Here is a 21,268-nt window from a genome sequence, read left to right as displayed (position 1 = left end):
TCCTGTTCAGTTGGCGACTATGTTGACCAGTTTGCCCGGCACCACAATCACCTTGCGGATGCTCAGGCCTTCGGTAAAGCGCAGTACATTTTCGTTGGCGCGTGCTATGGCCTCAACCTCTTCACGGCTGGCACTGGCGGCCACCTCGATATGACCGCGCAGCTTGCCGTTAACCTGGATAACCAGTTGCAGGCTGTCCTGTACCAGTGCCGATTCATCGACCTGTGGCCACTGGGCATCAATTACCTGGTCGCTGTGACCCAGTGCCTGCCACAGGGTATGGCTGATGTGCGGGGTGATCGGCGCCAGCAGCAGGGTTACGGTTTCCAGGCCTTCCTGCAGCAGAGCGCGGTCGTCAGCGTGGTTCTGGTCGATTTTTTCGAGCACGTTCATCAGGGTCATCACGGCGGCGATGGCGGTGTTGAACTTGTGGTGCTGGCCGATATCCTGGCCAGCCTGACGGATCGCCAGATGGATGGCGCGGCGCACGGCCTTTTGTGCATCGTTCAGGCCGGACAGTTCAAGGGCAGCCGGCAAACCCGCGCTGATATGCTGCTGGGCCAGACGCCAGACCCGGCGCAGGAAGCGCTGGGCGCCCTCGACCCCGGAGTCCGACCATTCCAGACTCATGTCCGGCGGCGAGGCAAACATCATGAACAGGCGACAGGTATCGGCGCCGTACTGGTCGATCATTGCCTGCGGGTCCACGCCGTTGTTCTTCGATTTTGACATCTTTTCGGTGCCGCCGATTTCCACCGGCTGGCCGTCGCTCTTCAGGCGGGCGCTGATGACCTTGCCCTTGGCGTCGCGCTCGATCTCGACATCCGCCGGGTTGAACCAGCTCTTGCTGCCGTTCTGTTCCAGACGGAAATAGGTGTCGGCCAACACCATGCCCTGGGTCAGCAGGTTCTTGAACGGCTCGTTGGAGCTGACCAGGCCTTCGTCGCGCATCAATTTGTGGAAGAAGCGGGCGTACAGCAAGTGCAGGATGGCGTGCTCGATACCGCCGATGTATTGGTCAACCGGCAGCCAGTGGTTGGCGGCGGCAGGGTCGACCATGCCCTGGTCATACTGGGGGCTGGCGTACCGGGCGTAGTACCAGGAGGACTCGACAAAGGTGTCCATGGTATCGGTTTCGCGGCGGGCGTCGCTGCCGCACTTCGGACACTGGCACTGGTAGAACTCCGGCATGCGCGCCAGCGGGCTGCCGGCGCCGTCCGGTACCACATCCTCCGGCAACACCACCGGGAGCTGGTCATCCGGCACCGGTACGTCACCGCAGTTGTCGCAATGGATGATCGGGATCGGGCAGCCCCAGTAGCGCTGGCGGCTGATTCCCCAGTCACGCAGGCGATACTGTACCCGCGGCTGACCCAGCTGCTTCTGCTGCAGCACCTCACCAATTGCAGTAAAAGCACTGTCGTAGTCCAGGCCATCAAACTCCTCGGAATTGATCAGCTCGCCCTTTTCCGCATAGGCATCCTGCCAGGGAGCAGGGGTGTGATCACCGGCCGAGGTACGGATTACCGGTTTGATCGGCAGGTTGTACTTGCCGGCAAACTCGAAGTCGCGCTGGTCATGTGCCGGTACGGCCATCACCGCCCCTTCGCCGTAACCCATCAGCACATAGTTGGCGACCCACACCGGCAGTTTCTCGCCGGTCAGCGGATGCAGCACGAACAGCGAGGTGGGAACGCCTTTCTTTTCCTGGGTGGCGATGTCGGCCTCAGCCACGCCGCCACGCTTGCATTCATCAATAAAGGCCTGCAGGCGCGGGTTTCCGTCGGCGGCGAGCGTTGCCAGCGGGTGCTCGGCGGCCACCGCGACATAGGTGGCGCCCATCAGGGTGTCGGGGCGGGTAGTGAATACCTTGAGCTTGCCTTCGCTGCCGATGCTGGCGACATCCCAGGGGAAGTGCACTTCCATCCCGGTGGATTTGCCGATCCAGTTGCGCTGCATGGTCTTGACCTGCTCCGGCCAGCCGGTCAGTTCATCCAGCGAGCTGAGCAGTTCCTCCGCATAATCGGTGATGCGGAAGTAGTACATGGGGATTTCGCGCTTCTCGATCAGCGCACCGCTGCGCCAGCCGCGACCATCAATCACCTGCTCATTGGCCAGCACTGTCTGGTCAACCGGGTCCCAGTTCACCGTGCCGTTCTTGCGGTAAATGATGCCCTTCTCGAACAGGCGGGTGAACAGCCACTGCTCCCAGCGGTAGTAGTCAGGCTTGCAGGTGGCGATCTCGCGGGACCAGTCGATGGCCAGGCCCAGGCTTTTGAGCTGGGTGCGCATGTAGTCGATGTTCGAATAGGTCCAGGTGGCCGGTGCCACCTGATTGTTCATCGCGGCATTTTCCGCCGGCATGCCAAAGGCATCCCAGCCCATCGGTTGCAGTACATTCTTGCCCTGCATGCGCTGGTAACGGGCGATTACGTCGCCAATGGTGTAGTTGCGCACATGCCCCATGTGCAGCTTGCCGCTGGGGTAGGGGAACATCGACAGGCAGTAGTAGGTGTCCTTGCCGGGAGTTTCCTCGACACGGAAGGCCTGGCTGTTGTCCCAGTCGGTCTGGGCGGCGGATTCTATTTCGCGGGGGGCGTACTGTTCTTGCATGGCGTGGGATGTTTTGTCTGCACGTGGCTGAAAAGAAAGGTAATGCGCGAGGATACACCACCGGGCACGGCACAGGTAGTCGTATGCCGTTCGTCGCCCGACAGAGGAGCTATGGCGACGGGCGTCTATGCTGTGGATGAAAGCATGCAGTCTTGCTGGAGAACCCTGATGCAGCTACCACATTCGACATCGTTGTACCGTCGGGAGCAGGACTCTTCCTACGGTCGCCTGTTGCGCCGCCTTGACCGGGCACTGGACATGGCCAGAACCAGGGAATGGCTGGCAGGCCAGACAGGGACGTTGACCGAACTGGAACTGGACGGCCTGAGCGCCGATGATCTGCAGTTACTCTGGCGTATCCTGCAGACACTGGACGACGGCAGCTTCAGCCTGTCACTGCTGCTGCCGTCTTCCCAGCCAGCCGGCTGACAGCAGCGCCAACGCCAGCAGCAAGACAGGCAGGCTTCCCCAGCGCAGCCAGGGTGTCAGACCCTGGCGTGGTTCCACTTGGCCCTGCAGCACATCAATGCGAAATTGCGGCAGTTCTGCGCTGATGCGACCCTTGTGGTCGATCAGCGCGGTAACCCCGTTGTTGGTGCCGCGAATCATCCAGCGCCCGCTTTCCAGGGCACGCATACGGGCCATTTGCAGATGCTGCAGCGGGCCGATCGAGGCGCCGAACCAGGTATCGTTGCTGATGGTGATCAGCAGTTCACTGTTGGCTGCCAGGCGCGCGGCAAAGTCCGGATAGACCACTTCGTAGCAGATATAGGGTGCCAGCCGGTAGCCCGCGGCATGCAGTGGTGACTGATCAGCGCCGCCACGGGAAAAACTCGACATGGGCAGGTCGAAAAACGCGATCAGGCCGCGCAGCCAGTCCTCCAGCGGCACGTACTCACCAAAGGGCACCAGCTTGTGTTTCAGATACAGGCCGGGCTGGCTGCCAGCGACCATGATGCCGTTGTAGATCAGCAGTCGTCCGTCGGCAGCGCGATCATCCACCGGTATTCCGGTGATCAGTGTGGTGCCCTGTTGTTCCAGGTTGCCGGCAATCGCCTGAACAAAGTCCAGTGACTGGCTGAGCAGCACCGGTACCGCTGTTTCCGACCAGACCATAAGGTCGGTAGGTTGTGCTGCATAGCTGAGGTCGCGGTAACGCCGCAGGGTCTCGTCGATGTGCTGCGGGTCCCACTTGCGTGATTGCGACACATCGGCCTGGATCAGGGTGACACTGAGTGGCTCGCCGGCCGGGCGGGTCCAGTCGATGGCTTGCAGGGCCCAGCCACCGCCCCACAGCACGACCAGCAGTGTGACCGCGCCCAGTGCGTCGCTGCGCCTCTGCCAGACCTGACGTTCTGCCAGCAGACAGGCGACCAGGACACTGATCAGACTGAGCAGCCAGACGCCGCCCAGCGGCGCCCAGCCGGCCAGCCAGCTGTCGGTATGGGCATAGCCCAGGTGCAGCCAGGGAAAGCCGGTAAGGAACCAGCTGCGGAACATTTCCTGCAACAGCCACAGACCGGCAAAGGCGCCTGCGGATAGCCAGCCGGCCCGGGCTGGTCGTAACCAGCGTGCCCACAGCCAGGCGCTGCCGGCGACCAGTAGCGCCAGTCCGGCGACAAAGCCGGCGGTCAGCAGTCCAGCCAGCAGCGGCGGGGCGTCGCCATGCACATGCATGCTGACATACACCCAGTGCACACCGCCGGCAAACTGGCCCATACCCCATAGCCAGCCGCGCAACAGTGCCTGGCGCGGATTCAGGGCACGCAGGCCAAGGTAGAGCAGGGCAATGCCCAGCAGGCTGAACGGCCACAGGCCGAAGGGCGCCAGCCCCAGGGTGGTCAGGGCGCCAGCCAGCAGGGCCAGCAGGTGGCCCGGCCAGCCGGGGCCGAGCAGGCGGTTGGCAAGGCTGTGTGGCAGCATGTTCATTGAATCACTGATTGATCAGGGTGATACGCAGCAGGTGTACCCGGCGGCTGTCGGCATTCAGCACGCGGATGCGCAGCCCTTGCAGTTCAACTACCTCGTTGCGCTTGGGCAGATGACCGAAGGCGTTGGCCACCAGGCCGCCGACGGTATCGAACTCCTCGTCGGAGAAGCCGCTGTCGAAATGCTCGTTGAAGTCCTCGATCGGGGTCAGCCCTTTGACCAGGAAGTCGCCGCTGGGTAGTGGCTTGATAAAGCTGTCGTCATCCACATCGTGTTCATCTTCGATGTCGCCGACGATCTGTTCCAGTACGTCCTCGATGGTCACCAGCCCCGATACCCCACCATACTCATCGATGACGATGGCCATATGGTTGCGGTTGGCACGGAACTCGCGAAGCAGCACGTTGAGGCGTTTGGATTCCGGTACGAAGGTGGCCGGGCGCAGCACTTCCTTGAGGTTGAAACGCTCGCAGTCGGCTTCCAGCACCAGCGGCAGCAGGTCCTTGGCCAACAGTATGCCGAGTACCTCGTCGATGCTTTCGCCGATCACCGGATAGCGCGAGTGCGCGGCCTCGATCACTGCCGGCAGGAATTCGCGCGGGCTCTGGCAGGCCTTGATAGTGGTCATCTGTGAGCGCGGCACCATTATGTCGCGCACCTGCATGTCAGACACCTGCAGTGCGCCCTCGATGATGCTCAGTGCCTCGATATCCAGAACTTCGTTCTGGTGAGCCTCGCGCAGGACATCGAGCAGTTCCTGGCGATTCTGGGGTTCGTGGACAAAGGCCTGGGCAAGTCGTTCCAGCCAGGATCTCTGTCCGCTGCTCGATCGATCTTCACTCATGGGTGGCTGACTCTTCGTGGTTGGCATAGGGGTCGGGGAAGCCCAGCTCGGCCAGCAGGCGAACTTCCAGAGCTTCCATGACGTCGGCGTCGGCATCCTCGATGTGGTCGTAATCCAGCAGGTGCAGGCATCCGTGAATCACCATATGGGCCCAGTGTGCCTCGGGTAGCTTGTGCTGCTCGGCGGCTTCTTGGTTGACCACCGGCACGCAGATGACCAGATCGCCAAGCAGCGGGATATCGAGCTCCGGGGGCAACTCGGCAGGGAAGGACAGCACGTTGGTCGGCTGGTCCTTGCCGCGGTAATCGCGATTCAGCGTGCGGCTTTCCTCGGCATCTACCAGGCGGATGGTCAGTTCCTGTCCGGGTTTTTCACGCAGGGCCAGACTGGCCCAGCGTATGAAGCTCTCGTCGTCCGGCTGCGGTGTCAGCTCGCAGGCGCGCTGGATATCCAGATCAAGCGTCATCGCGTTGCCCCCGGCGTTCCTCGCGGGCCTGTTCCTGGGCCAGATCGAAGCGGTCGTAGGCCTCGACGATGCGCTGAACCAGCGGGTGGCGCACCACATCCTTGGACTTGAAGTGAGTAAAGCCGATGCCGTTGACACCCTTCAGTACATCGATCACATGCAGCAGGCCGGAACGGGTGCCGCGCGGCAGGTCGACCTGGGTGGTGTCGCCGGTAATCACCGCAGTAGAGCCGAAGCCGATACGGGTGAGGAACATCTTCATCTGCTCGACCGTGGTGTTCTGGCTCTCGTCGAGAATGATAAAGCTGTTGTTCAGGGTGCGCCCGCGCATGTAGGCCAGCGGCGCGACCTCGATGACCTGCCGCTCGATCAGCTTGGCCACCTGCTCGAAACCGAGCATTTCATACAGGGCGTCATACAGGGGGCGCAGGTAGGGATCGATCTTTTGCGACAGGTCGCCGGGCAGGAAGCCGAGCTTTTCGCCGGCCTCGACGGCCGGGCGTACCAGCAGGATGCGGCGGATCTGCTCGCGTTCCAGCGCATCCACCGCACAGGCCACCGCCAGATAGGTTTTGCCGGTGCCGGCCGGGCCGATGCCGAAATTGATGTCGTGGTCGAGAATCGAGCGCACGTACTTCTGCTGGTTCGGGCCGCGCGGCTGGATGGTCATGCGCTTGGTGCGCAGCACCAGCGGCTTGTGCGGATCCTGGTCGTGCAGTGCGTCGCTGAGGTTTTCCAGTCCCGATTCCTGCAGGAACAGGTGCACGGTTTCCGGGGTCAGCTCGGCACTGCCGCGGGTTTCGCGGTACAGCTGGCGCAGTACCGCCTCGGCCGACTGGGTCAGCGACTTGTCGCCGATCAGTTCGAACTGGTTGCCGCGGTTGCGTACTTCGATGCCCAGGCGCTTGCCGATCTGCAGCAGGTGCTCGTCAAACTGGCCACAGAGGCTGGCCAGACGCCGGGAATCAACGGGTTCTATGGTGAAGCTGTGTATGTGCAGTGATGCGTTCAAGGGGGATCGGATCGCCATGTGGCTGCAAAGTAAGGAGGAAAGGATAGCCTGACAGCAGCGTGCTGCATAGCCGCCGGTAGCAGCGGCCAGGCAGTCGTGCTTGAGGACTCAGGCAGGCATGTCAGCACTGGCGGATGCCAGCTGGCCACGCAGGGAGTGCGGCAGTGCTTCGACGATTTCGACATCAACGAACTGGCCGATCAGGCCCGGGTTGTCACTGCGGAAATTGACTACCCGGTTGTGTTCGGTGCGCCCCTGCAGCATGCCTGGGTCCTTCTTCGAGAAGTCGGTCACCAGAATGCGCTGGGTGCTGCCAACCATCCGCCGGCTATTTTCGAAGCCCTGCTGGTTAAGGCGCTGCTGGAGGATCTGCAGGCGCTGCTTCTTCACCTCCATCGGCGTGTCATCGGCCAGTTCGGCGGCCGGCGTGCCGGGGCGCGCGCTGTAGATGAACGAATAGGAGAAGTCGAAACCGACGTCCTCGATCAGTTTCATGGTCTGCTCGAAATCGCGGTCGGTTTCACCGGGGAAGCCGACAATGAAGTCTGAACTGATCACGATGTCCGGCACCGCTGCCTTCAGACGGCGGATGCGTGACTTGTATTCCAGCGCGGTGTGGTTGCGCTTCATTCCAGCCAGCACCCGGTCCGAGCCCGACTGCACCGGCAGGTGCAGGTATTTCACCAGCTTGGGGATCTCGGCGTGGGCCTGGATGATCGCATCGGAAAATTCCAGCGGATGGCTGGTGGTATAGCGGATGCGCTCGATACCGTCGATCGCCGCCACCGCATGCAGCAGGTCGGCAAAGTCGTGCTCGTCAAAGCGGTAGCCATTGACGTTCTGGCCGAGCAGGGTGATCTCGCGCACACCGTTCTCGGCCAGATGGCGGATCTCTGCCAGTACATCCTCGATCGGCCGGCTGACTTCCTCGCCACGGGTATAGGGCACCACACAGAAACTGCAATACTTGCTGCAGCCTTCCATCACCGAGACAAAGGCGGTCGGCCCGTCAACCCGGGGTTCCGGCAGGCGGTCGAACTTCTCGATTTCCGGGAAGGACACATCCACCTGGGCCTGACCGGTGCTGCGCGCCGCGTCGATCATTTCCGGCAGGCGGTGCAAGGTCTGCGGACCGAACACCACGTCCACATACTTGGCACGGTCACGGATCGCCGAGCCTTCCTGACTGGCGACGCAACCGCCTACACCAATGATCAGTTCGGGATTCTTGTCCTTCAGCGGTCGCCAGCGGCCCAGCTCGGAAAATACCTTTTCCTGGGCCTTTTCGCGGATCGAGCAGGTGTTCAGCAGGATGACGTCGGCTTCATCCGGATTGTCTGTCAGCTCCATGGCCTGATGCTCACCGAGCAGATCAGCCATGCGCGAGCTGTCGTACTCGTTCATCTGGCAGCCGTGGGTCTGGATATAAAGTTTCTTGGTCATGGGCCTGATGCTGTGCTGGCGGAAAAGGCCAGATTATACAGGGCGAGTGGGCACAAGCCAGCAGCTATGAGCAGGGTTGTTATCGACATTGTTATCTTATAACATCGCGTCCGATTTGATTCTGACCCCAGACCAAGAGGCTGCCATGCTGACTACATCTGCTCGTTATCTTTCCCCTCTCGCGCTGGCCGTACTGCTCGCTGTACCGGTGCAGGCCAGTGCCCAATCGACTTCCGGTATCCGCATTGGCGATGTGGAGTTCGATGCTTCGCTGACCCTGGACGGCATCTTTGCCCGCCGTTATTCCGGCAAGGAGTCCGAGCCGGCAGGTTTTGCCCATGGCCATGACGAGGACCATGACCATGGACACGGCCATGCGCTGGAAAACGGCTTCAACGCCGGCCACTCGGAAATTGCCCTGCGCGCGCGGACCGATCTGTTTGATGCAGTACTGACGCTGGGCTTTGATGACGAAGATATTGAAGTTGAGGAAGCCTATCTGGCCAGTCGCGCCTTGCCGGCCGGTTTGCGCCTGAAGGCGGGCAAGTTCCTTTCCGATATTGGCTATATCAACAGTCGCCACGAACACGACTGGTCCTTTATCGAGCGCCCACTGGTCAACCAGTACCTGTTTGGTGACCATGGCTTGCTGGATCGCGGTGTGCAGCTGAGCTACACAGCGCCGACCAGTAATTATCTGAGCCTGGGTCTGGAGCTGCTGCAGGGTGAGGGAGAAGGGCTGGATCGCTACGACTCGGGCGCACAGTCCAAGCGCAAGAGCGGCCCGCGGCTGGTTGTCGCGCATGCCAAGTATGGCCCGCAGCTGGGCGATAGCCATGCCCTGCAGCTGGGTGTTTCCGGTGGTGTGTCGCGCCAGCATGCACGGGTGGATGATCATGGTCATCACAATCATTACATCGAGGGTGACGCCTGGTTTGCCGGTACCGACCTGATGTATCGCTATGATGCCGGGCGTCCGGGTGCCCAGGGCAACTGGCGCGTGGGTGGTGAGTACTATTACACCGAGCGCGATGTCGGCGCTGGCGGCTCCAACCGGGCCAACTGGGCGAGCTTTACCGAGAAGCAGGATGGCGCTTACCTCGAGGCGGTGTATGGGTTTGCCCCGCGCTGGGAAGCCGGCGTGCGCGCTGAGGCGCTGGGCCTGACCAACCGCGTTGTACATTTCCATCCGCGTGAGCTGGGCAAGGAAGACACCTCTTACCGCTACAGTGCACAGATCACCATGCGTCCGCGCGAGACGCTGTTCCTGCGTGCGCAACTGACCCGTGAGGACTTTGCCGGTGAGCATGACCATGGTCACGGCGGGCATGGTCATGGCGACAGCTGGATATTTATGTTGCAACTGAATGCCCTGTTTGGCAGCCATCCGGCCCACCGCTTCTGAGGGGGGCAAGCCATGTCTGCACTGCGTTTTTTTCTGGTGCTGGGACTGCTGCTGTCAGGGTCTGTTCTGGCGCAACCCCTGCAGCTGGTTGCTACTACCGCGTCCATGGGGGTAATTGCGCGGGTGGTCGCCGGTGATGAGGCGCAGTTGCAGGTGCTGGTGCCGGCGGACCGCGATGCCCATGCGCTGCACGCGCGCCCCGGGATGATCGCCAGCCTGCGGCGTGCCGATATGCTGCTCTCGGTGGGGGCACAGCTGGAGGAGGGCTGGCTGCCGGCCGCGCTGGATGCTGCAGCCAACCCGCGTTTGCGGGTTGGCCAGCCAGCACATTTTGTCGCTGCCGATGCCCTGCACCTGCGCGGCACGCGCTTTGATCCGGCGCTTGGTGGGCATGTGCACGGGCAAGGCAATCCGCATTTCAACCTGTCGCCGCAGCGCATGGGCGAGGTCGCCACTGCCTTTGCCGAGCGTCTGGCGGCTCTGCGCCCGGCGCAGGCGCCAGCGTTTCGGCAACGCGCCAGCGGGTTTGCCGAGCAACTGCAGGGTCACAGTGCCCAGGTGGCGCAGCGACTGGCCAGTCAGCATCAGGCGCTGGCCTATCACGAGGAGTTTGATTATTTCAGTGAGTGGCTGCCGGTGGCGCTGATCGGTTTTGTCGAGCAGCGTCCTGGCGTCCCTCCGGGACCGGCCCATCTTAACGGGCTTATCAAATCGCATCAGGGCGCCAGCGGCGTGGTGCTGATGGCCAACTATCAGCCCAGGGCAGCGGCACAGCGGGTGGCCGAGGCGCTGGGCTGGCCGTTGCGGGTATTGCCGCTGGAGCCGGCAAGGGCAGAGCCTGAAGCCTATCTGGCGCTGCTGGAGCTGTGGGCGGCGGCACTGGCCGAATGACCCGCGCCGTGCTGCTGGAAACCCGAGCCCTGCAGATAGGTTCAGCGCATGCCTTGTGTGCGCCGCTGGATCTGTCGCTGGCCGCCGGGGAATTGCTGCTGGTCAGTGGGGACAACGGTGTTGGCAAAAGCACGTTGCTGCGAACCCTGGCCGGTGAGCAGGCGCCCCTGGCCGGGCAGCTGCTGACCCATGGCAGTCCACGTATTCGGCATCTGCCACAGCATGCCGGACAGCAACTGTCCGGCCCCTTCAGTGTTGCTGATCTGCTGCGCCTGAATGGTCAGGGGGATCTACAGCACCCGTGGGTGCCGGCACAGCGACGGCAACGGGTTGATCGTCTGAGTGGCGGGCAGCGTCAGCGCCTGTTGCTGGCCATGCTGCTGAGTCAGCCGGGCGATCTGTTGCTGCTGGATGAGCCCGGACAATACCTGGATCAGACCAGTCAGGCACAGCTGCAGGACTGGCTGGCCGAACCGACCGCCGCTCTGGGCCTGGCTGCTGTGGTCATGGTCAGCCATGACCGGCTGAATTTTCCCCGTGCACAGCGCTTGCACCTGCAGGGCCTTGCCGATGGCTGAGCAATTACTGCTGTTTATGCCCGGCTTGCTGTTGGGTGCCTTGCTGGCAGGGTTGCTTGGGACGCTCGGAGTGGTGCTGCGGGTGCGCGAGGAAGCGCTGGCAGCGTTCAGCCTGGCGCAGGTCGCAGTACTCGGCGGCATGCTTGCCGCACTGGCTGGCGTACCTCAGCTGCTGGGTGCCTGGTCATCGGCCGTTTTGCTGGCGTTGCTGGCGGTCTGGTGGCTTAAGCCTTTGGGGTTGAGCGGTCCGTCGCAGCATCTGTGGATCTTGCTGCTGGCCTGGGGGGCAGGCCTGTTGCTGGCGGATAATCATCCCCAGGCACGCCTGCTGTCTTCCTCGGCCATTGAGGGCCAGTTGCTGCTGCTCAGCTGGGAGCGCTTGCCGGCCTATCTGCTGCTGGCCCTGCTGTCGGCGGCGCTGCTGGCCCTGTTACTGCGCCGCTGGCTGGCGACCCAGCTGCTGCCATGGCGGCATTCGACGCCTTCCGTATTGCTGGCGGGATTGCGTGAGCTGGCGGTGGTTGGCCTGCTGGCCGTCGGGGCATTGAGTATGGGGATATTTGTTACCCTGGCGTTGGTGGTGATTCCGGCCTGGCTGGTCTGGTCACGCGCTGCCAGTCTGGGTAGTGCGCTTTGGTTGTCAGCGCTGTATGCGCTGCTGATGCACCTGCTGGCATTCAGTCTGGCACTCTGGCTGGATCAGGTGTATTCGGCGCTGCTGGTGGTGCTGCTGGGGGTGTCGGCGGTGGCACTGGCGCTGTGCTGGCAGATCAGTCGCCGTGCGGCAGGCTGATCCGGCTCAGGGGGTTTCCGGGATTACAGGGGCGGCGACTGGCGGATTCAGCTGTTCTTCACGCAGCTGGTTCAGGTAGTTGCGAAACAGCGTGCCGAGGATCTGGCTGGACAGCGCCAGTTCCTGCTCGTTCATCTGCAGGGCCAGATTGTCGCTGGCATCCATCGCCGCATCCTCACCATTTACCGCAGCCATTTTCAGGATGATATAGGCCTGGGTCAGGTTGCGGGGTACGCCATCGCCCTGGGCATGCATCAGGCCAAGACGATACTGGGCTGCAGCGTGCCCCTGGACGGAGGCTTGTTCGAACCATATCAATGCGGTGGCGGCATCGCGCTCGACGCGCTGGCCCCGGTAGTAGAGTTCACCCATCTCGTAGAGTGCCTGCAGGTCGCCCTGTTCAGCGATCTCCTGGCATTGCTCCAGAGCCAGGGGCAGGCTGGCATCATCCACTCGATTGAAGGCGCAGCGCTCCTCGCTGCTGATCAGTAGCGGATTGCTGCTTTGCGCCTGCAGAGTTGCCAGTGGCCACGCCAGCAGTAATGCTGGCAGGCAGTTGCGAAACCGCTTCATGCGTCCCTTTCCTCCGGTGGCTCGACCGATGGGTCACTATTGTGCGCCTGTTCGGCCAGCAGGCCAACCATGGCCGCGGCGCCGATCAGACCAGGCAGTAGCCCAAGCAGACGCATGTCAGGCTGCTGCAGTGCCAGCAGAGGGTTGCCGTAACCCAGCAGCAATGGTGCCGGCAGGCAGATCAAGGCAATGGCAGCCGGGATTCGCAGGCGCGCATCCTGACTACGCGGACGCAGCAAGGCCAGCAGCAGGCCCGCATAGCCTATGCCGTTAACCAGCCACAGCCATGCCTGTTGCAGATCGAGCCAGCGCGACAGTTCGAAGAACACCATGATGCCAAGAATCAACTGGCTCCAGCGCTGTGGTGGCCAGTGAAAGTCGCTGGCCAGCTGGGCTGCGGCCAGCCCGAGCAGAGGCAGTGCCATGTAACTGGCGGCCAGTCCCAGCAGTTGGCCTGCCTCGGTAAAGGCCTGGGTGCCGAACCAGTGCAGTGCGGGTGCGCACAGCAGGGCCAGGCTCACCAGCAGTAATGCGACCAGGCCGGCGCTTAGCGAGCCACGGGCCTGTGGCTCGCGGTTCTGGCGCTGCTGCCACAGCCAGCGTGACTGGGACAGCAGCATCAGCGCACCGAGCAATGCGATCAGCAGATTGCTCATAGGGCGGCAAAGGCCTTCTCGGCGGCGTCCAGCGTCAGCTGCAGTTCGGTATCGCCGTGGGCTATCGAGGTAAAGCCGGCCTCGAAGGCGCTCGGGGCAAGGTACACGCCGCCATCCAGCATCAGGTGGAAGAAGCGCTTGAAGCGCTCGGCATCGCTGGCCATCACATCCTCGAAGGTGACTATGTCGTCGGCACCGCTGAAGTACAGACCGAACATGCCGCCGGCCTGGGTGGTAACAAAGGGGATGCCTGCGGCATCGGCACGCTCCTGCAGGCCGGCCAGCAGGCGGCTGGTGTAGTCACTGAGCTCGCTGTGGAAGCCGGGGCGGCTGATCAGCTTCAGGGTGGTCAGACCGGCGGCCATCGCCAGCGGGTTGCCGGACAGGGTGCCGGCCTGGTACACCGGGCCGAGCGGGGCGATGTGCTGCATGATGGCGCGCTTGCCTCCAAAACAGCCGACCGGCATGCCACCACCGATGATCTTGCCGAAGGTAGTCAGGTCCGGGGTCACGCCGTAATGGGCCTGGGCGCCGCCGAGGGCGACGCGGAAGCCAGTCATCACCTCATCGAAAATCAGCACCACGCCGTGCTGGTCACAGAGTGTGCGCAGGCCCTGCAGGAAGCCGGGTGCCGGCGGGACGCAGTTCATGTTGCCGGCCACCGGCTCGACAATGATGCAGGCGATATCCGATCCCAGCTCGTGCAGGGTCTGCTCGACCGCCTGCAGGTTGTTGTAGGGCAGGGTCAGGGTGTGCCGGGCAAAGGCCTCGGGTACGCCCGGCGAGCTGGGCACGCCAAGGGTCAGGGCACCGGAGCCGGCCTTGACCAGCAGGCTGTCGGAGTGGCCGTGATAGCAGCCCTCGAACTTGATAATAGTGTCGCGGCGGGTATAGCCGCGCGCCAGACGGATGGCACTCATGGTCGCTTCGGTGCCGGAGCTGACCATGCGCACCATTTCCATCGACGGCACCAGCGAGCAGACCAGTTCGGCCATCTCGGTTTCCAGCGCGGTCGGCGCCCCGTAGGACAGGCCGTGCTGCAGCTGGCGGCGCACTGCATCCAGTACCTCGGGGTGGGCGTGGCCGAGGATCATAGGGCCCCAGGAGCCGACGTAGTCGACATAGCGCTTGTCATCCTCGTCGATTACATAGGCGCCTTCGGCATGCTTGAAGAACAGCGGCGTGCCGCCCACGCCCTTGAAGGCGCGAACCGGTGAGTTGACGCCACCGGGGATGTGTTTCTGGGCGTTGTTGAAAAGGATTTCGGAGCGGGACATGGGCATTCTCTCGACAAGTCAAAGACGGGCAAAAAGTTCGCTGAAGCCGCGGGCACGGCGTTCGACCTCAGCGGCGGAGTCGGTGCCGAACAGGCCGTGGACCACGGCCAGCATATCGGCGCCGGCGCTGATCAGTTGCGGGGCATTGTGCAGGGTCACGCCACCAATGGCCACCAGCGGCAGGCTGTAGCGTTTGCGTGCCTGTTCCAGCAGCACCGGGGTGGCGGCCGGGGCGCCGGGCTTGGTCACTGATTGAAAAAAGCGGCCGAAGGCCAGGTAGCTGGCCCCATCGGCGGCGGACTGCTCGGCAAATTCCAGGCTGGCATGACAGGTGGCGCCTATGATTGCATTACGGCCCAACTGCTGGCGCGCCTCGCGCAGCGAGCCATCGTCACGCCCCAGGTGCAGGCCAACACCCAGCTCGGCCGCCAGCGCCAGATCATCATTGATGATCAGCGCGGCACCATAGTAATCACACAGGGTTTTCAGGCGTTGTGCCTGTTCGCGGCGCAATGCCACATCGGTGGATTTGTCACGGTATTGCAGCAGCCGGGCACCGCCGGCCAGTGCGGCATCCACCCATTGCGGCAGGCGCTCGCCAGGCAGCAGCTGGCTGTCGGTAATGGCATACAGCCCGCGCAGTGTCACGAACAGAAGTCCAGCGGCAGGCGTCGCGGCACATACTGGCCATGCCCCGGCTGCTCGGCATCACGCAGGGTACGCCAGGTGTAGTCCAGCGCGCTGCGCACGGCGCTGACCAGCTGCTCGCCGAGGGCCAGACGGCCGGCCAGGGTGCTGGCCAGGGTACAGCCGGAGCCGTGGTAACTGCCGGGCAGACGGGCACAGGTGAATTCGTGACGCTCGCCATGGCGACCGTACAGGCGGTTGTGCACCTGGCTTTCATCGCCATGGCCGCCGGTAATCAGCAGCCACTCGATATGCGGCAGCAGACGCTCGGCGCATTCATCGGCACTGCCCTCGGGCAGCTCGGCCAGAATTTGTGCCTCCGGCAGGTTCGGCGTGGCAATCCGCGACAGCGGGAACAGGCGTTCGCGCATGGCATAACCCACATCATCCTTGCCCAGCGCGCCACCGCCGCCGGCGCGTAGTACCGGATCGCAGACCAGCGGTACACCGGGCAGGCGCTGCATCAGTTCGAGTACGGTATCAACCATCTGCACCGAGCCGAGCATGCCCAGCTTGACTGCGGAAACCGGTATATCAGAAATCACGGCATTGGCCTGGGCCAGCACCCATTCGCGATCAAGCACGCGAAAGTCACTGACATTTACCGTGTCCTGCACGGTCAGTGCAGTACAGGTGGGGGCGGCATGGCAACCCTGTGCCAACAGGGCTTCGATATCGGCCTGCAGACCGGCACCGCCACTGGGGTCGTGGCCGGACAGGCAGAGTACAACGGGACGGGAGAGGGCTGTGCTGTTCATGCCAGCAAGCTTAACATCAAGCACAGGCTTGCGGCAGCAGCAGGTTGCTCCTGTAGATGCTCTGTGATGGGTGCATGCTATCATGGCGCCAAATGAGTGACAGGCGCAGCAAGTCTGTTCACACTGCGGTCGTCAGCAGGGCTGGCAGAACTATTCGACAGATTGAAGTGCAGGCGCGGGTCTGCAGGGACAGGATGCCAGTGACAGACACAAGTGAATCGGAGTGGTATCTGGTGCAGTGCAAGCCGCGCCAGGATGAACGTGCCGAACTGAATCTGGCCAACCAGAGCCTGTTGTGTTTCCGTCCGCTGCACAAGGTTGAACGAATCCGGCATGGCAAGCGGGTCTTGCTGGATGAACCACTGTTCCCCGGCTACCTGTTTGTGAGTCTGCGCAAGGATGATCCCTGTTGGGCAACCATTCGCTCCACCCGCGGTGTCAATCGGCTGGTCAGCTTCGCCGGTCAGCCAGCGCGTGTCGACGACAGCATTATCCAGAGCATCCACCAGCGCCTGCAACCACAGGTTAAACCGGCATTTCAGGCCGGCCAGCGTGTGCGTATCACTGAAGGCCCGTTCCGTGAACTGGAAGCCATCTTCCTGCGTGCTGATGGCAGTGAACGGGCCATATTGTTGCTCAGCCTGTTGCAGCGCCAGCACCAGCTGAGGCTGCCCTGGCAGGCGATTGCCAAGCACTGAAAGCGCCCCGCCACAGGGGTGCCCTGCATAGCGGCAAGATCTTGCCGTATAAAGCTGGCACGATTTCTGCTTTATCTCTCCCGACAGAAGAAAACGGCAATTCCTTGTCGATTCGGGAGCAGAGCATGGACAAGTCACTTTTTATCGCCATGAGCGGCGCCAGCCAGAACATGCTGGCGCAGCGGGCGCACGCCAACAACCTGGCCAATGTGACCACCACCGGTTTTCGCCGCGATTTCGAACAGGCCCGTTCCATGCCGGTATTCGGCGATGGCCTGGCCACTCGCGCCTATGCCATGACCGAACGCCCCGGCACCGACCTGTCCAGCGGTACCCTGATTGAAACCGGGCGAGAGCTGGATGTGGCGGCCGAGGGGAATGCATGGATTGCCGTGCAGGCACCGGATGGAAGCGAGGCCTACACCCGTGCCGGCAGTCTGAATATTGACGCTTTCGGCATTCTGCGCACCAACACCGGTATGCCGGTACTCGGTAATGGCGGTCCTATCGCCATTCCGCCGGCCGACAAGATCGAGATCGGTGTCGACGGCACCATCAGTTTCCGCGCCCTCGGCGAGGCCCCCAATGTGCTGGCCGAGGTCGACCGTATCAAGCTGGTCAATCCCGATCCGACCCAGATGCGCAAGGGCGAAGATGGCCTGATGCGGGTACAAGGGCAGGCCGAGCAGCCGGCGGATGGCGCCATGCGTCTGGTCACCGGGTTTCTTGAGGGCAGCAACGTCAATGCGGTCGAGGAAATGACCTCGATGCTGTCACTGGCGCGGCAGTTTGAACTGCAGGTGAAGATGATGCGCACCGTCGAAGAAAACGCCCAGGCCACCGACCGGATTCTGCAGGTCAGTTGAACAACACAGCATGCGTCATATGTCTGACGCACCAGGAGTAGCACATGCACGCCGCACTTTGGGTTAGCAAAACCGGCCTGTCAGCCCAGGACACCATGCTGACAACCATCTCCAACAACCTGGCCAACGTGTCCACCACCGGCTTCAAGCGCGACCGGCCTGAATTTGCCGACCTGCTGTACCAGATCAAGCGTCAGCCGGGCGGCCAGAGCACCCAGGACACCCAGTTGCCCTCCGGCCTGCAAGTAGGTACCGGTGTGCGTGTGGAAGGCACCCAGAAGATCTTCACCATGGGCTCGTTGCAGACTACCGAACAGCCGCTGGACATGGCGATCAATGGTCGCGGTTTCTTTCAGATCCTGATGCCCGACGGTGGTATCGGTTACACCCGTGACGGCAGTTTTCACCTGGATGCCGAGGGTCAGATCGTCACCTCCAACGGCTTTCCGCTGGAGCCCGGCATAGTGCTGCCGGAGGACACCCAGACCTTTACCGTGGGCGAGGACGGCACCGTCTCGATTACCGTGTTCGGTGATCCCGGGATTCAGCAGCTGGGCATCATCCAGACCGCCGACTTTATCAACCCGGCCGGCCTGCAGGCGATCGGCGGCAATTTATTCCGCGAGACCGCCTCCAGCGGCGCACCGCAGGTTGGCAACCCCGGCCAGAACGGTCTGGGCAACGTGCTGCAGAACACCCTGGAGAACTCCAACGTCAACGTGGTGGAAGAGCTGGTGAACATGATCACCACCCAGCGCGCCTACGAGATGAACTCCAAGGTGATCTCCACCGCCGACCAGATGCTGCAGTACATCAGCCAGACCCTGTAACGGAGTGATGTTGCCATGAGAATCCTGCGCCCCCTGATCACACTGGCATTGCCGCTGGCACTGGGTGCCTGCATGCAGATGCCGGCGCAACCGGACGATCCGGCCTATGCCCCGGTAATGCCGCGTACACCGATGCCGCAGGAGCTCAACAACGGCGCCATCTATCAACCGGGCTTCGAGATCAGCCTGTATGACGACCGCAAGGCACACCGGGTTGGTGACATCATCACCATCACTCTCAGCGAGCGCACTACTGCCCGCAAGAGCGCCGACAGCGAAATGAGCAAGGACAGCTCGGTATCACTGCGCACGCCGACACTGCCGGGCATCACGCTGGGTACAGACCTGAGTGCCAGCATGGGCGGCAGCCGCAGCAACAACGGCGAGTCCACTGCCAACCAGAGCAACAGCCTGACCGGCTCGATTACCGTCACCGTCGCCGAAGTGTTGCCCAACGGCATCCTGCGCGTGCGCGGCGAGAAATGGATGACGCTGAATACCGGCAACGAGCTGGTGCGCATTTCCGGACTGGTTCGCAGTGACGATGTCGGTCCGGACAATACCGTGCCCTCAATGCGGGTGGCCGATGCGCGTATTACCTATTCGGGCACCGGTGCCTTTGCCAACGCCAGTCAACCCGGCTGGCTCAGCCAGTTTTTCATGAGCCCAATGTGGCCATTCTGAGGAGCACGCCAAGATGATTCGCCTTCTCACCCCCTTGCTGCTGGCTCTGGCCCTGTGTGTTGCCGCGCCCCTGCAGGCCGAGCAGCGCCTGAAGGACATCGCCAGCATTGCCGGCGTGCGTACCAACCAGCTGATCGGCTATGGCCTGGTGGTTGGGCTGGATGGCTCCGGTGACCAGACCAGCCAGACCCCGTTCACCGTGCAAACCTTCAACAACATGCTGACCCAGTTCGGTATCACCGTACCGCCGGGTACCCGCATCCAGATGAAGAACGTCGCCGCCGTGGCCATCCACGCCGACCTGCCACCCTTCGCCCGCCCCGGCCAGACCATTGATATCACGGTGTCTTCGATCGGCAACGCCAAGAGCCTGCGCGGCGGCAGCCTGCTGATGACCCCGCTGAAGGGGATCGACGGCCAGGTATACGCCATTGCCCAAGGCAATCTGGTGGTTGGCGGCTTTGGTGCCGAGGGCGCCGACGGCTCGCGGATCACCGTCAATGTACCGAGCGTCGGCCGGATTCCCGGTGGTGCCACCGTCGAGCGCAGTGTGGCCAATCCGTTGAACAGCGCCGATCACTTGGTGTTCAACCTGAACCGCCCGGACTTCACCACCGCCAAGCGCATCGTTGATCGCATCAATGACACCTTCGGGCCCGGCGTGGCCCAGGCTCTGGATGCCGGCGCGGTGCAGGTACGTGCGCCGCTGGATCCGAACCACCGTGTCGACTACCTGGCGATGGTCGAGAACCTGCGAGTCGAGCAGGGCAATGCCGCCGCCCGGGTAATTATCAACTCGCGCACCGGTACCATCGTGATCGGTCAGGACGTCCGCGTGCAGCCGGCGGCGGTTACCCATGGCGGCCTCAGCGTGACCATCACCGAATCCCCGCAGGTCAGTCAGCCGGGTGCCCTGGCCGGTGGCCAGACAGTTATTACACCGACTTCGCAAATCAATATCGAAGAGGGTGACAGCCGCATGTTCGTCTTCAACCCCGGCGTCTCTCTTGATGAAATTGTGCGTGCCGTCAATCAGGTCGGAGCCGCCCCCGGTGACCTGATGGCAATCCTCGAAGCCCTTCGCCAGTCCGGTGCATTGAATGCCGAGCTGGTGGTGATCTGAGCGGAGAAACAGTCATGAGCAGCGTAGGCAGCAATCTCAGCTACACCGATCTGAACGCCATGCAGCAGCTGAAAAGCGGCAAGCAGGCGAACGATCCCGGTACCCTGCGGCGTGTTGCCCAGCAGTTCGAATCGCTGTTCCTCAATATGATGGTCAAGAGCATGCGCGATGCCAATGAGGTGTTCGCCGAGGGCAACCCGCTGAACAGCAGCCAGACCCGCTTCTACCAGGACATGCACGACAACCAGCTGACCATGCATCTGGCCGAGAGCCAGGGCATTGGTCTGGCTGACGTAATGGTGCGTCAGTTGAACAAGGACAAGGGCGACAAGGCCCCCGCTGCCGGACCGGCGGCACCGGCTGTCGATCAGTCAGCCATGCTGGCGCGACGTCGGTTGGCGATGGTCAGTCGCAATCCGGCCTTGCTGGGCGAGGCACCGGTAGCCGACAGTAAATCGGCAGGCAACACTCCCCAGCCCTTGATCGATGGCTTGCCGTCAAAAAATGAAAAGTTTACTGCGATGGGTTCCGCACCGGCTTCCGCCGACTGGCAGCCGCTGCGTGCGCGTCTGGCTGCCGAGCGCCTGTTGCCAGGCAGCAGCAGCCGTGTTGATAACGCTAACGCCCCGCAACGCTTCAGCTCGCCGCAGGAGTTTGCCGCCAACATGCTGCCGATGGCCGAACGTGCCGCCGAGCGTCTGGGTATCGATCCGCACTGGTTGGTCGCCCAGGCCGCGCTGGAAACCGGCTGGGGCAAGTCCATCATCAAGGGTCCACAGGGCAGCAGCCACAACCTGTTTGGCATCAAGGCGCATGGCGGCTGGCAAGGTGAGTCGGCCAGCGTGATGACCCATGAGTACCGCGATGGCGTCAAGGGTGCCGAACGCGCGAGCTTCCGTAGCTACGAGTCTTTCGAACAAAGCTTTGACGACTATGTCGACTTCTTGCAGAACAATGGCCGCTACCGCAAGGCATTGCAGGTAAGCGGCGATCCGTCGGCGTTCTTCCGTGAACTGCAGGCGGCCGGCTATGCGACTGATCCGCAGTACGCCCGCAAGGTAAACCAGATTGCCCGCCAATTGCTGGGCGACCAGCGCCTGGCGCAACAGACTGCGGCTTCGGGCGCAGAGGGGAGGGTGTAA

General features: G+C 62.6%; 22 protein-coding genes. 11 read left to right on the top strand and 11 right to left on the bottom strand.

The features are described 5' to 3' along the window. Positions 1 to 6: 6 nt before the first annotated feature. On the bottom strand, positions 7 to 2,613 hold the full coding sequence (leuS, locus tag BMZ23_RS11630; protein ID WP_093477339.1) for a leucine--tRNA ligase: 2,607 nt from the start codon (positions 2,611 to 2,613) through the stop codon (positions 7 to 9). 168 nt (positions 2,614 to 2,781) lie between these two features. Here leuS and BMZ23_RS11625 point away from each other — a divergent pair, with 168 nt between their 5' ends. After that, positions 2,782 to 3,042 (top strand): hypothetical protein, encoded by a 261-nt coding sequence (locus tag BMZ23_RS11625; RefSeq protein ID WP_093477333.1) that lies wholly within the window; start codon positions 2,782 to 2,784, stop codon positions 3,040 to 3,042. Here BMZ23_RS11625 and lnt read toward each other — a convergent pair. From lnt to miaB, 5 genes are all read right to left on the bottom strand, one after another. Next, complete coding sequence (gene lnt, locus BMZ23_RS11620; protein ID WP_093477543.1) at positions 3,007 to 4,536, bottom strand: apolipoprotein N-acyltransferase; 1,530 nt, start codon at positions 4,534 to 4,536, stop codon at positions 3,007 to 3,009. The two genes, BMZ23_RS11625 and lnt, sit on opposite strands and share 36 nt — an antisense overlap. 10 nt (positions 4,537 to 4,546) lie before the next feature. Continuing rightward, on the bottom strand, positions 4,547 to 5,386 hold the full coding sequence (locus BMZ23_RS11615; protein WP_093477332.1) for a CorC family transporter: 840 nt from the start codon (positions 5,384 to 5,386) through the stop codon (positions 4,547 to 4,549). Continuing rightward, a complete protein-coding gene (gene ybeY / locus BMZ23_RS11610; RefSeq protein WP_093477323.1) occupies positions 5,379 to 5,852 on the bottom strand; it encodes an rRNA maturation RNase YbeY in 474 nt (157 codons plus the stop codon). The genes BMZ23_RS11615 and ybeY overlap by 8 nt, the downstream gene beginning before the upstream one ends. Next, entirely contained in the window at positions 5,842 to 6,882 is a 1,041-nt protein-coding gene (locus BMZ23_RS11605) for a PhoH family protein (protein ID WP_425431691.1), read from the bottom strand. The genes ybeY and BMZ23_RS11605 overlap by 11 nt, the downstream gene beginning before the upstream one ends. A gap of 90 nt (positions 6,883 to 6,972) precedes the next feature. Next, positions 6,973 to 8,307 (bottom strand): tRNA (N6-isopentenyl adenosine(37)-C2)-methylthiotransferase MiaB, encoded by a 1,335-nt coding sequence (gene miaB / locus BMZ23_RS11600; protein ID WP_093477322.1) that lies wholly within the window; start codon positions 8,305 to 8,307, stop codon positions 6,973 to 6,975. Positions 8,308 to 8,452: 145 nt separating this feature from the next. Between miaB and BMZ23_RS11595 the strand changes: the two genes are divergently transcribed. From BMZ23_RS11595 to BMZ23_RS11580, 4 genes are read left to right on the top strand one after another with little or no spacing between them, the layout of a single operon-like run. Then, complete coding sequence (locus BMZ23_RS11595; protein ID WP_093477321.1) at positions 8,453 to 9,712, top strand: outer membrane beta-barrel protein; 1,260 nt, start codon at positions 8,453 to 8,455, stop codon at positions 9,710 to 9,712. 12 nt (positions 9,713 to 9,724) lie between these two features. After that, complete coding sequence (locus BMZ23_RS11590; protein ID WP_093477320.1) at positions 9,725 to 10,603, top strand: metal ABC transporter substrate-binding protein; 879 nt, start codon at positions 9,725 to 9,727, stop codon at positions 10,601 to 10,603. Then, complete coding sequence (locus BMZ23_RS11585) at positions 10,600 to 11,181, top strand: ABC transporter ATP-binding protein (RefSeq protein WP_093477319.1); 582 nt, start codon at positions 10,600 to 10,602, stop codon at positions 11,179 to 11,181. The genes BMZ23_RS11590 and BMZ23_RS11585 overlap by 4 nt, the downstream gene beginning before the upstream one ends. After that, positions 11,174 to 11,974 carry an ABC transporter gene (locus BMZ23_RS11580; protein ID WP_093477317.1) on the top strand — a complete coding sequence of 267 codons (801 nt, stop codon included), beginning with the start codon at positions 11,174 to 11,176 and terminating at the stop codon, positions 11,972 to 11,974. Before BMZ23_RS11585 ends, BMZ23_RS11580 begins: the two co-directional genes overlap by 8 nt. A gap of 6 nt (positions 11,975 to 11,980) precedes the next feature. Here BMZ23_RS11580 and BMZ23_RS11575 read toward each other — a convergent pair whose 3' ends face one another. Genes BMZ23_RS11575 through BMZ23_RS11555 form a run of 5 tightly spaced genes read right to left on the bottom strand, consistent with a single transcriptional unit; the run spans position 11,981 to position 15,925 of the window. Continuing rightward, positions 11,981 to 12,547 (bottom strand): tetratricopeptide repeat protein, encoded by a 567-nt coding sequence (locus tag BMZ23_RS11575; RefSeq protein WP_093477315.1) that lies wholly within the window; start codon positions 12,545 to 12,547, stop codon positions 11,981 to 11,983. Then, entirely contained in the window at positions 12,544 to 13,203 is a 660-nt protein-coding gene (locus BMZ23_RS11570; RefSeq protein ID WP_093477314.1) for a hypothetical protein, read from the bottom strand. The genes BMZ23_RS11575 and BMZ23_RS11570 overlap by 4 nt, the downstream gene beginning before the upstream one ends. After that, on the bottom strand, positions 13,200 to 14,480 hold the full coding sequence (gene hemL, locus BMZ23_RS11565; protein ID WP_093477313.1) for a glutamate-1-semialdehyde 2,1-aminomutase: 1,281 nt from the start codon (positions 14,478 to 14,480) through the stop codon (positions 13,200 to 13,202). Before hemL ends, BMZ23_RS11570 begins: the two co-directional genes overlap by 4 nt. An 18-nt stretch (positions 14,481 to 14,498) precedes the next feature. Then, entirely contained in the window at positions 14,499 to 15,128 is a 630-nt protein-coding gene (gene thiE / locus BMZ23_RS11560) for a thiamine phosphate synthase (protein ID WP_093477311.1), read from the bottom strand. Beyond that, positions 15,125 to 15,925 carry a hydroxymethylpyrimidine/phosphomethylpyrimidine kinase gene (locus tag BMZ23_RS11555; RefSeq protein ID WP_093477531.1) on the bottom strand — a complete coding sequence of 267 codons (801 nt, stop codon included), beginning with the start codon at positions 15,923 to 15,925 and terminating at the stop codon, positions 15,125 to 15,127. The genes thiE and BMZ23_RS11555 overlap by 4 nt, the downstream gene beginning before the upstream one ends. A gap of 200 nt (positions 15,926 to 16,125) precedes the next feature. Between BMZ23_RS11555 and rfaH the strand changes: the two genes are divergently transcribed. The 6 genes from rfaH to flgJ all read left to right on the top strand — a co-directional run bounded on the left by rfaH (position 16,126) and on the right by flgJ (position 21,268). Then, the gene (gene rfaH / locus BMZ23_RS11550; protein WP_245748207.1) at positions 16,126 to 16,623 is read left to right on the top strand and encodes a transcription/translation regulatory transformer protein RfaH; all 498 of its coding nucleotides are present in this window, start codon (positions 16,126 to 16,128) and stop codon (positions 16,621 to 16,623) included. A 125-nt stretch (positions 16,624 to 16,748) separates the two neighbouring features. Then, positions 16,749 to 17,489 carry a flagellar basal-body rod protein FlgF gene (flgF, locus tag BMZ23_RS11545; RefSeq protein WP_093477305.1) on the top strand — a complete coding sequence of 247 codons (741 nt, stop codon included), beginning with the start codon at positions 16,749 to 16,751 and terminating at the stop codon, positions 17,487 to 17,489. Between the two features lie 44 nt (positions 17,490 to 17,533). Further along, a complete protein-coding gene (gene flgG / locus BMZ23_RS11540) occupies positions 17,534 to 18,319 on the top strand; it encodes a flagellar basal-body rod protein FlgG (protein WP_093477302.1) in 786 nt (261 codons plus the stop codon). A gap of 72 nt (positions 18,320 to 18,391) precedes the next feature. Beyond that, complete coding sequence (flgH, locus tag BMZ23_RS11535; RefSeq protein ID WP_425431693.1) at positions 18,392 to 19,003, top strand: flagellar basal body L-ring protein FlgH; 612 nt, start codon at positions 18,392 to 18,394, stop codon at positions 19,001 to 19,003. A 13-nt stretch (positions 19,004 to 19,016) separates the two neighbouring features. Continuing rightward, positions 19,017 to 20,126, top strand: a complete 1,110-nt coding sequence (locus tag BMZ23_RS11530) for a flagellar basal body P-ring protein FlgI (protein WP_093477294.1) — start codon at positions 19,017 to 19,019, stop codon at positions 20,124 to 20,126. Positions 20,127 to 20,140: 14 nt separating this feature from the next. Next, positions 20,141 to 21,268, top strand: coding sequence for a flagellar assembly peptidoglycan hydrolase FlgJ (gene flgJ / locus BMZ23_RS11525; protein ID WP_093477291.1), 1,128 nt, complete (start codon positions 20,141 to 20,143; stop codon positions 21,266 to 21,268).

This window comes from Halopseudomonas yangmingensis (assembly GCF_900114825.1).
GTDB lineage: Bacteria > Pseudomonadota > Gammaproteobacteria > Pseudomonadales > Pseudomonadaceae > Halopseudomonas > Halopseudomonas yangmingensis.
The sequence above is the reverse complement of the archived record's forward strand: the minus strand, read 5'-3'. Positions and strand labels throughout refer to the sequence as shown.

Bases quoted from the DNA above. Each gene is read 5' to 3' on its own strand.
- BMZ23_RS11625 (WP_093477333.1), top strand. From the start codon at position 2,782: ATGCAGCTACCACATTCGACATCGTTGTACCGTCGGGAGCAGGACTCT.
- BMZ23_RS11590 (WP_093477320.1), top strand. From the start codon at position 9,725: ATGTCTGCACTGCGTTTTTTTCTGGTGCTGGGACTGCTGCTGTCAGGG.
- BMZ23_RS11595 (WP_093477321.1), top strand. From the start codon at position 8,453: ATGCTGACTACATCTGCTCGTTATCTTTCCCCTCTCGCGCTGGCCGTA.
- flgH (WP_425431693.1), top strand. From the start codon at position 18,392: ATGCAGATGCCGGCGCAACCGGACGATCCGGCCTATGCCCCGGTAATG.
- BMZ23_RS11575 (WP_093477315.1), bottom strand. From the start codon at position 12,547: ATGAAGCGGTTTCGCAACTGCCTGCCAGCATTACTGCTGGCGTGGCCA.
- flgG (WP_093477302.1), top strand. From the start codon at position 17,534: ATGCACGCCGCACTTTGGGTTAGCAAAACCGGCCTGTCAGCCCAGGAC.
- BMZ23_RS11605 (WP_425431691.1), bottom strand. From the start codon at position 6,882: ATGGCGATCCGATCCCCCTTGAACGCATCACTGCACATACACAGCTTC.
- flgF (WP_093477305.1), top strand. From the start codon at position 16,749: ATGGACAAGTCACTTTTTATCGCCATGAGCGGCGCCAGCCAGAACATG.
- miaB (WP_093477322.1), bottom strand. From the start codon at position 8,307: ATGACCAAGAAACTTTATATCCAGACCCACGGCTGCCAGATGAACGAG.
- BMZ23_RS11615 (WP_093477332.1), bottom strand. From the start codon at position 5,386: ATGAGTGAAGATCGATCGAGCAGCGGACAGAGATCCTGGCTGGAACGA.
- BMZ23_RS11585 (WP_093477319.1), top strand. From the start codon at position 10,600: ATGACCCGCGCCGTGCTGCTGGAAACCCGAGCCCTGCAGATAGGTTCA.
- leuS (WP_093477339.1), bottom strand. From the start codon at position 2,613: ATGCAAGAACAGTACGCCCCCCGCGAAATAGAATCCGCCGCCCAGACC.
- hemL (WP_093477313.1), bottom strand. From the start codon at position 14,480: ATGTCCCGCTCCGAAATCCTTTTCAACAACGCCCAGAAACACATCCCC.
- lnt (WP_093477543.1), bottom strand. From the start codon at position 4,536: ATGCTGCCACACAGCCTTGCCAACCGCCTGCTCGGCCCCGGCTGGCCG.
- BMZ23_RS11570 (WP_093477314.1), bottom strand. From the start codon at position 13,203: ATGAGCAATCTGCTGATCGCATTGCTCGGTGCGCTGATGCTGCTGTCC.
- flgJ (WP_093477291.1), top strand. From the start codon at position 20,141: ATGAGCAGCGTAGGCAGCAATCTCAGCTACACCGATCTGAACGCCATG.
- BMZ23_RS11555 (WP_093477531.1), bottom strand. From the start codon at position 15,925: ATGAACAGCACAGCCCTCTCCCGTCCCGTTGTACTCTGCCTGTCCGGC.
- BMZ23_RS11580 (WP_093477317.1), top strand. From the start codon at position 11,174: ATGGCTGAGCAATTACTGCTGTTTATGCCCGGCTTGCTGTTGGGTGCC.
- BMZ23_RS11530 (WP_093477294.1), top strand. From the start codon at position 19,017: ATGATTCGCCTTCTCACCCCCTTGCTGCTGGCTCTGGCCCTGTGTGTT.
- ybeY (WP_093477323.1), bottom strand. From the start codon at position 5,852: ATGACGCTTGATCTGGATATCCAGCGCGCCTGCGAGCTGACACCGCAG.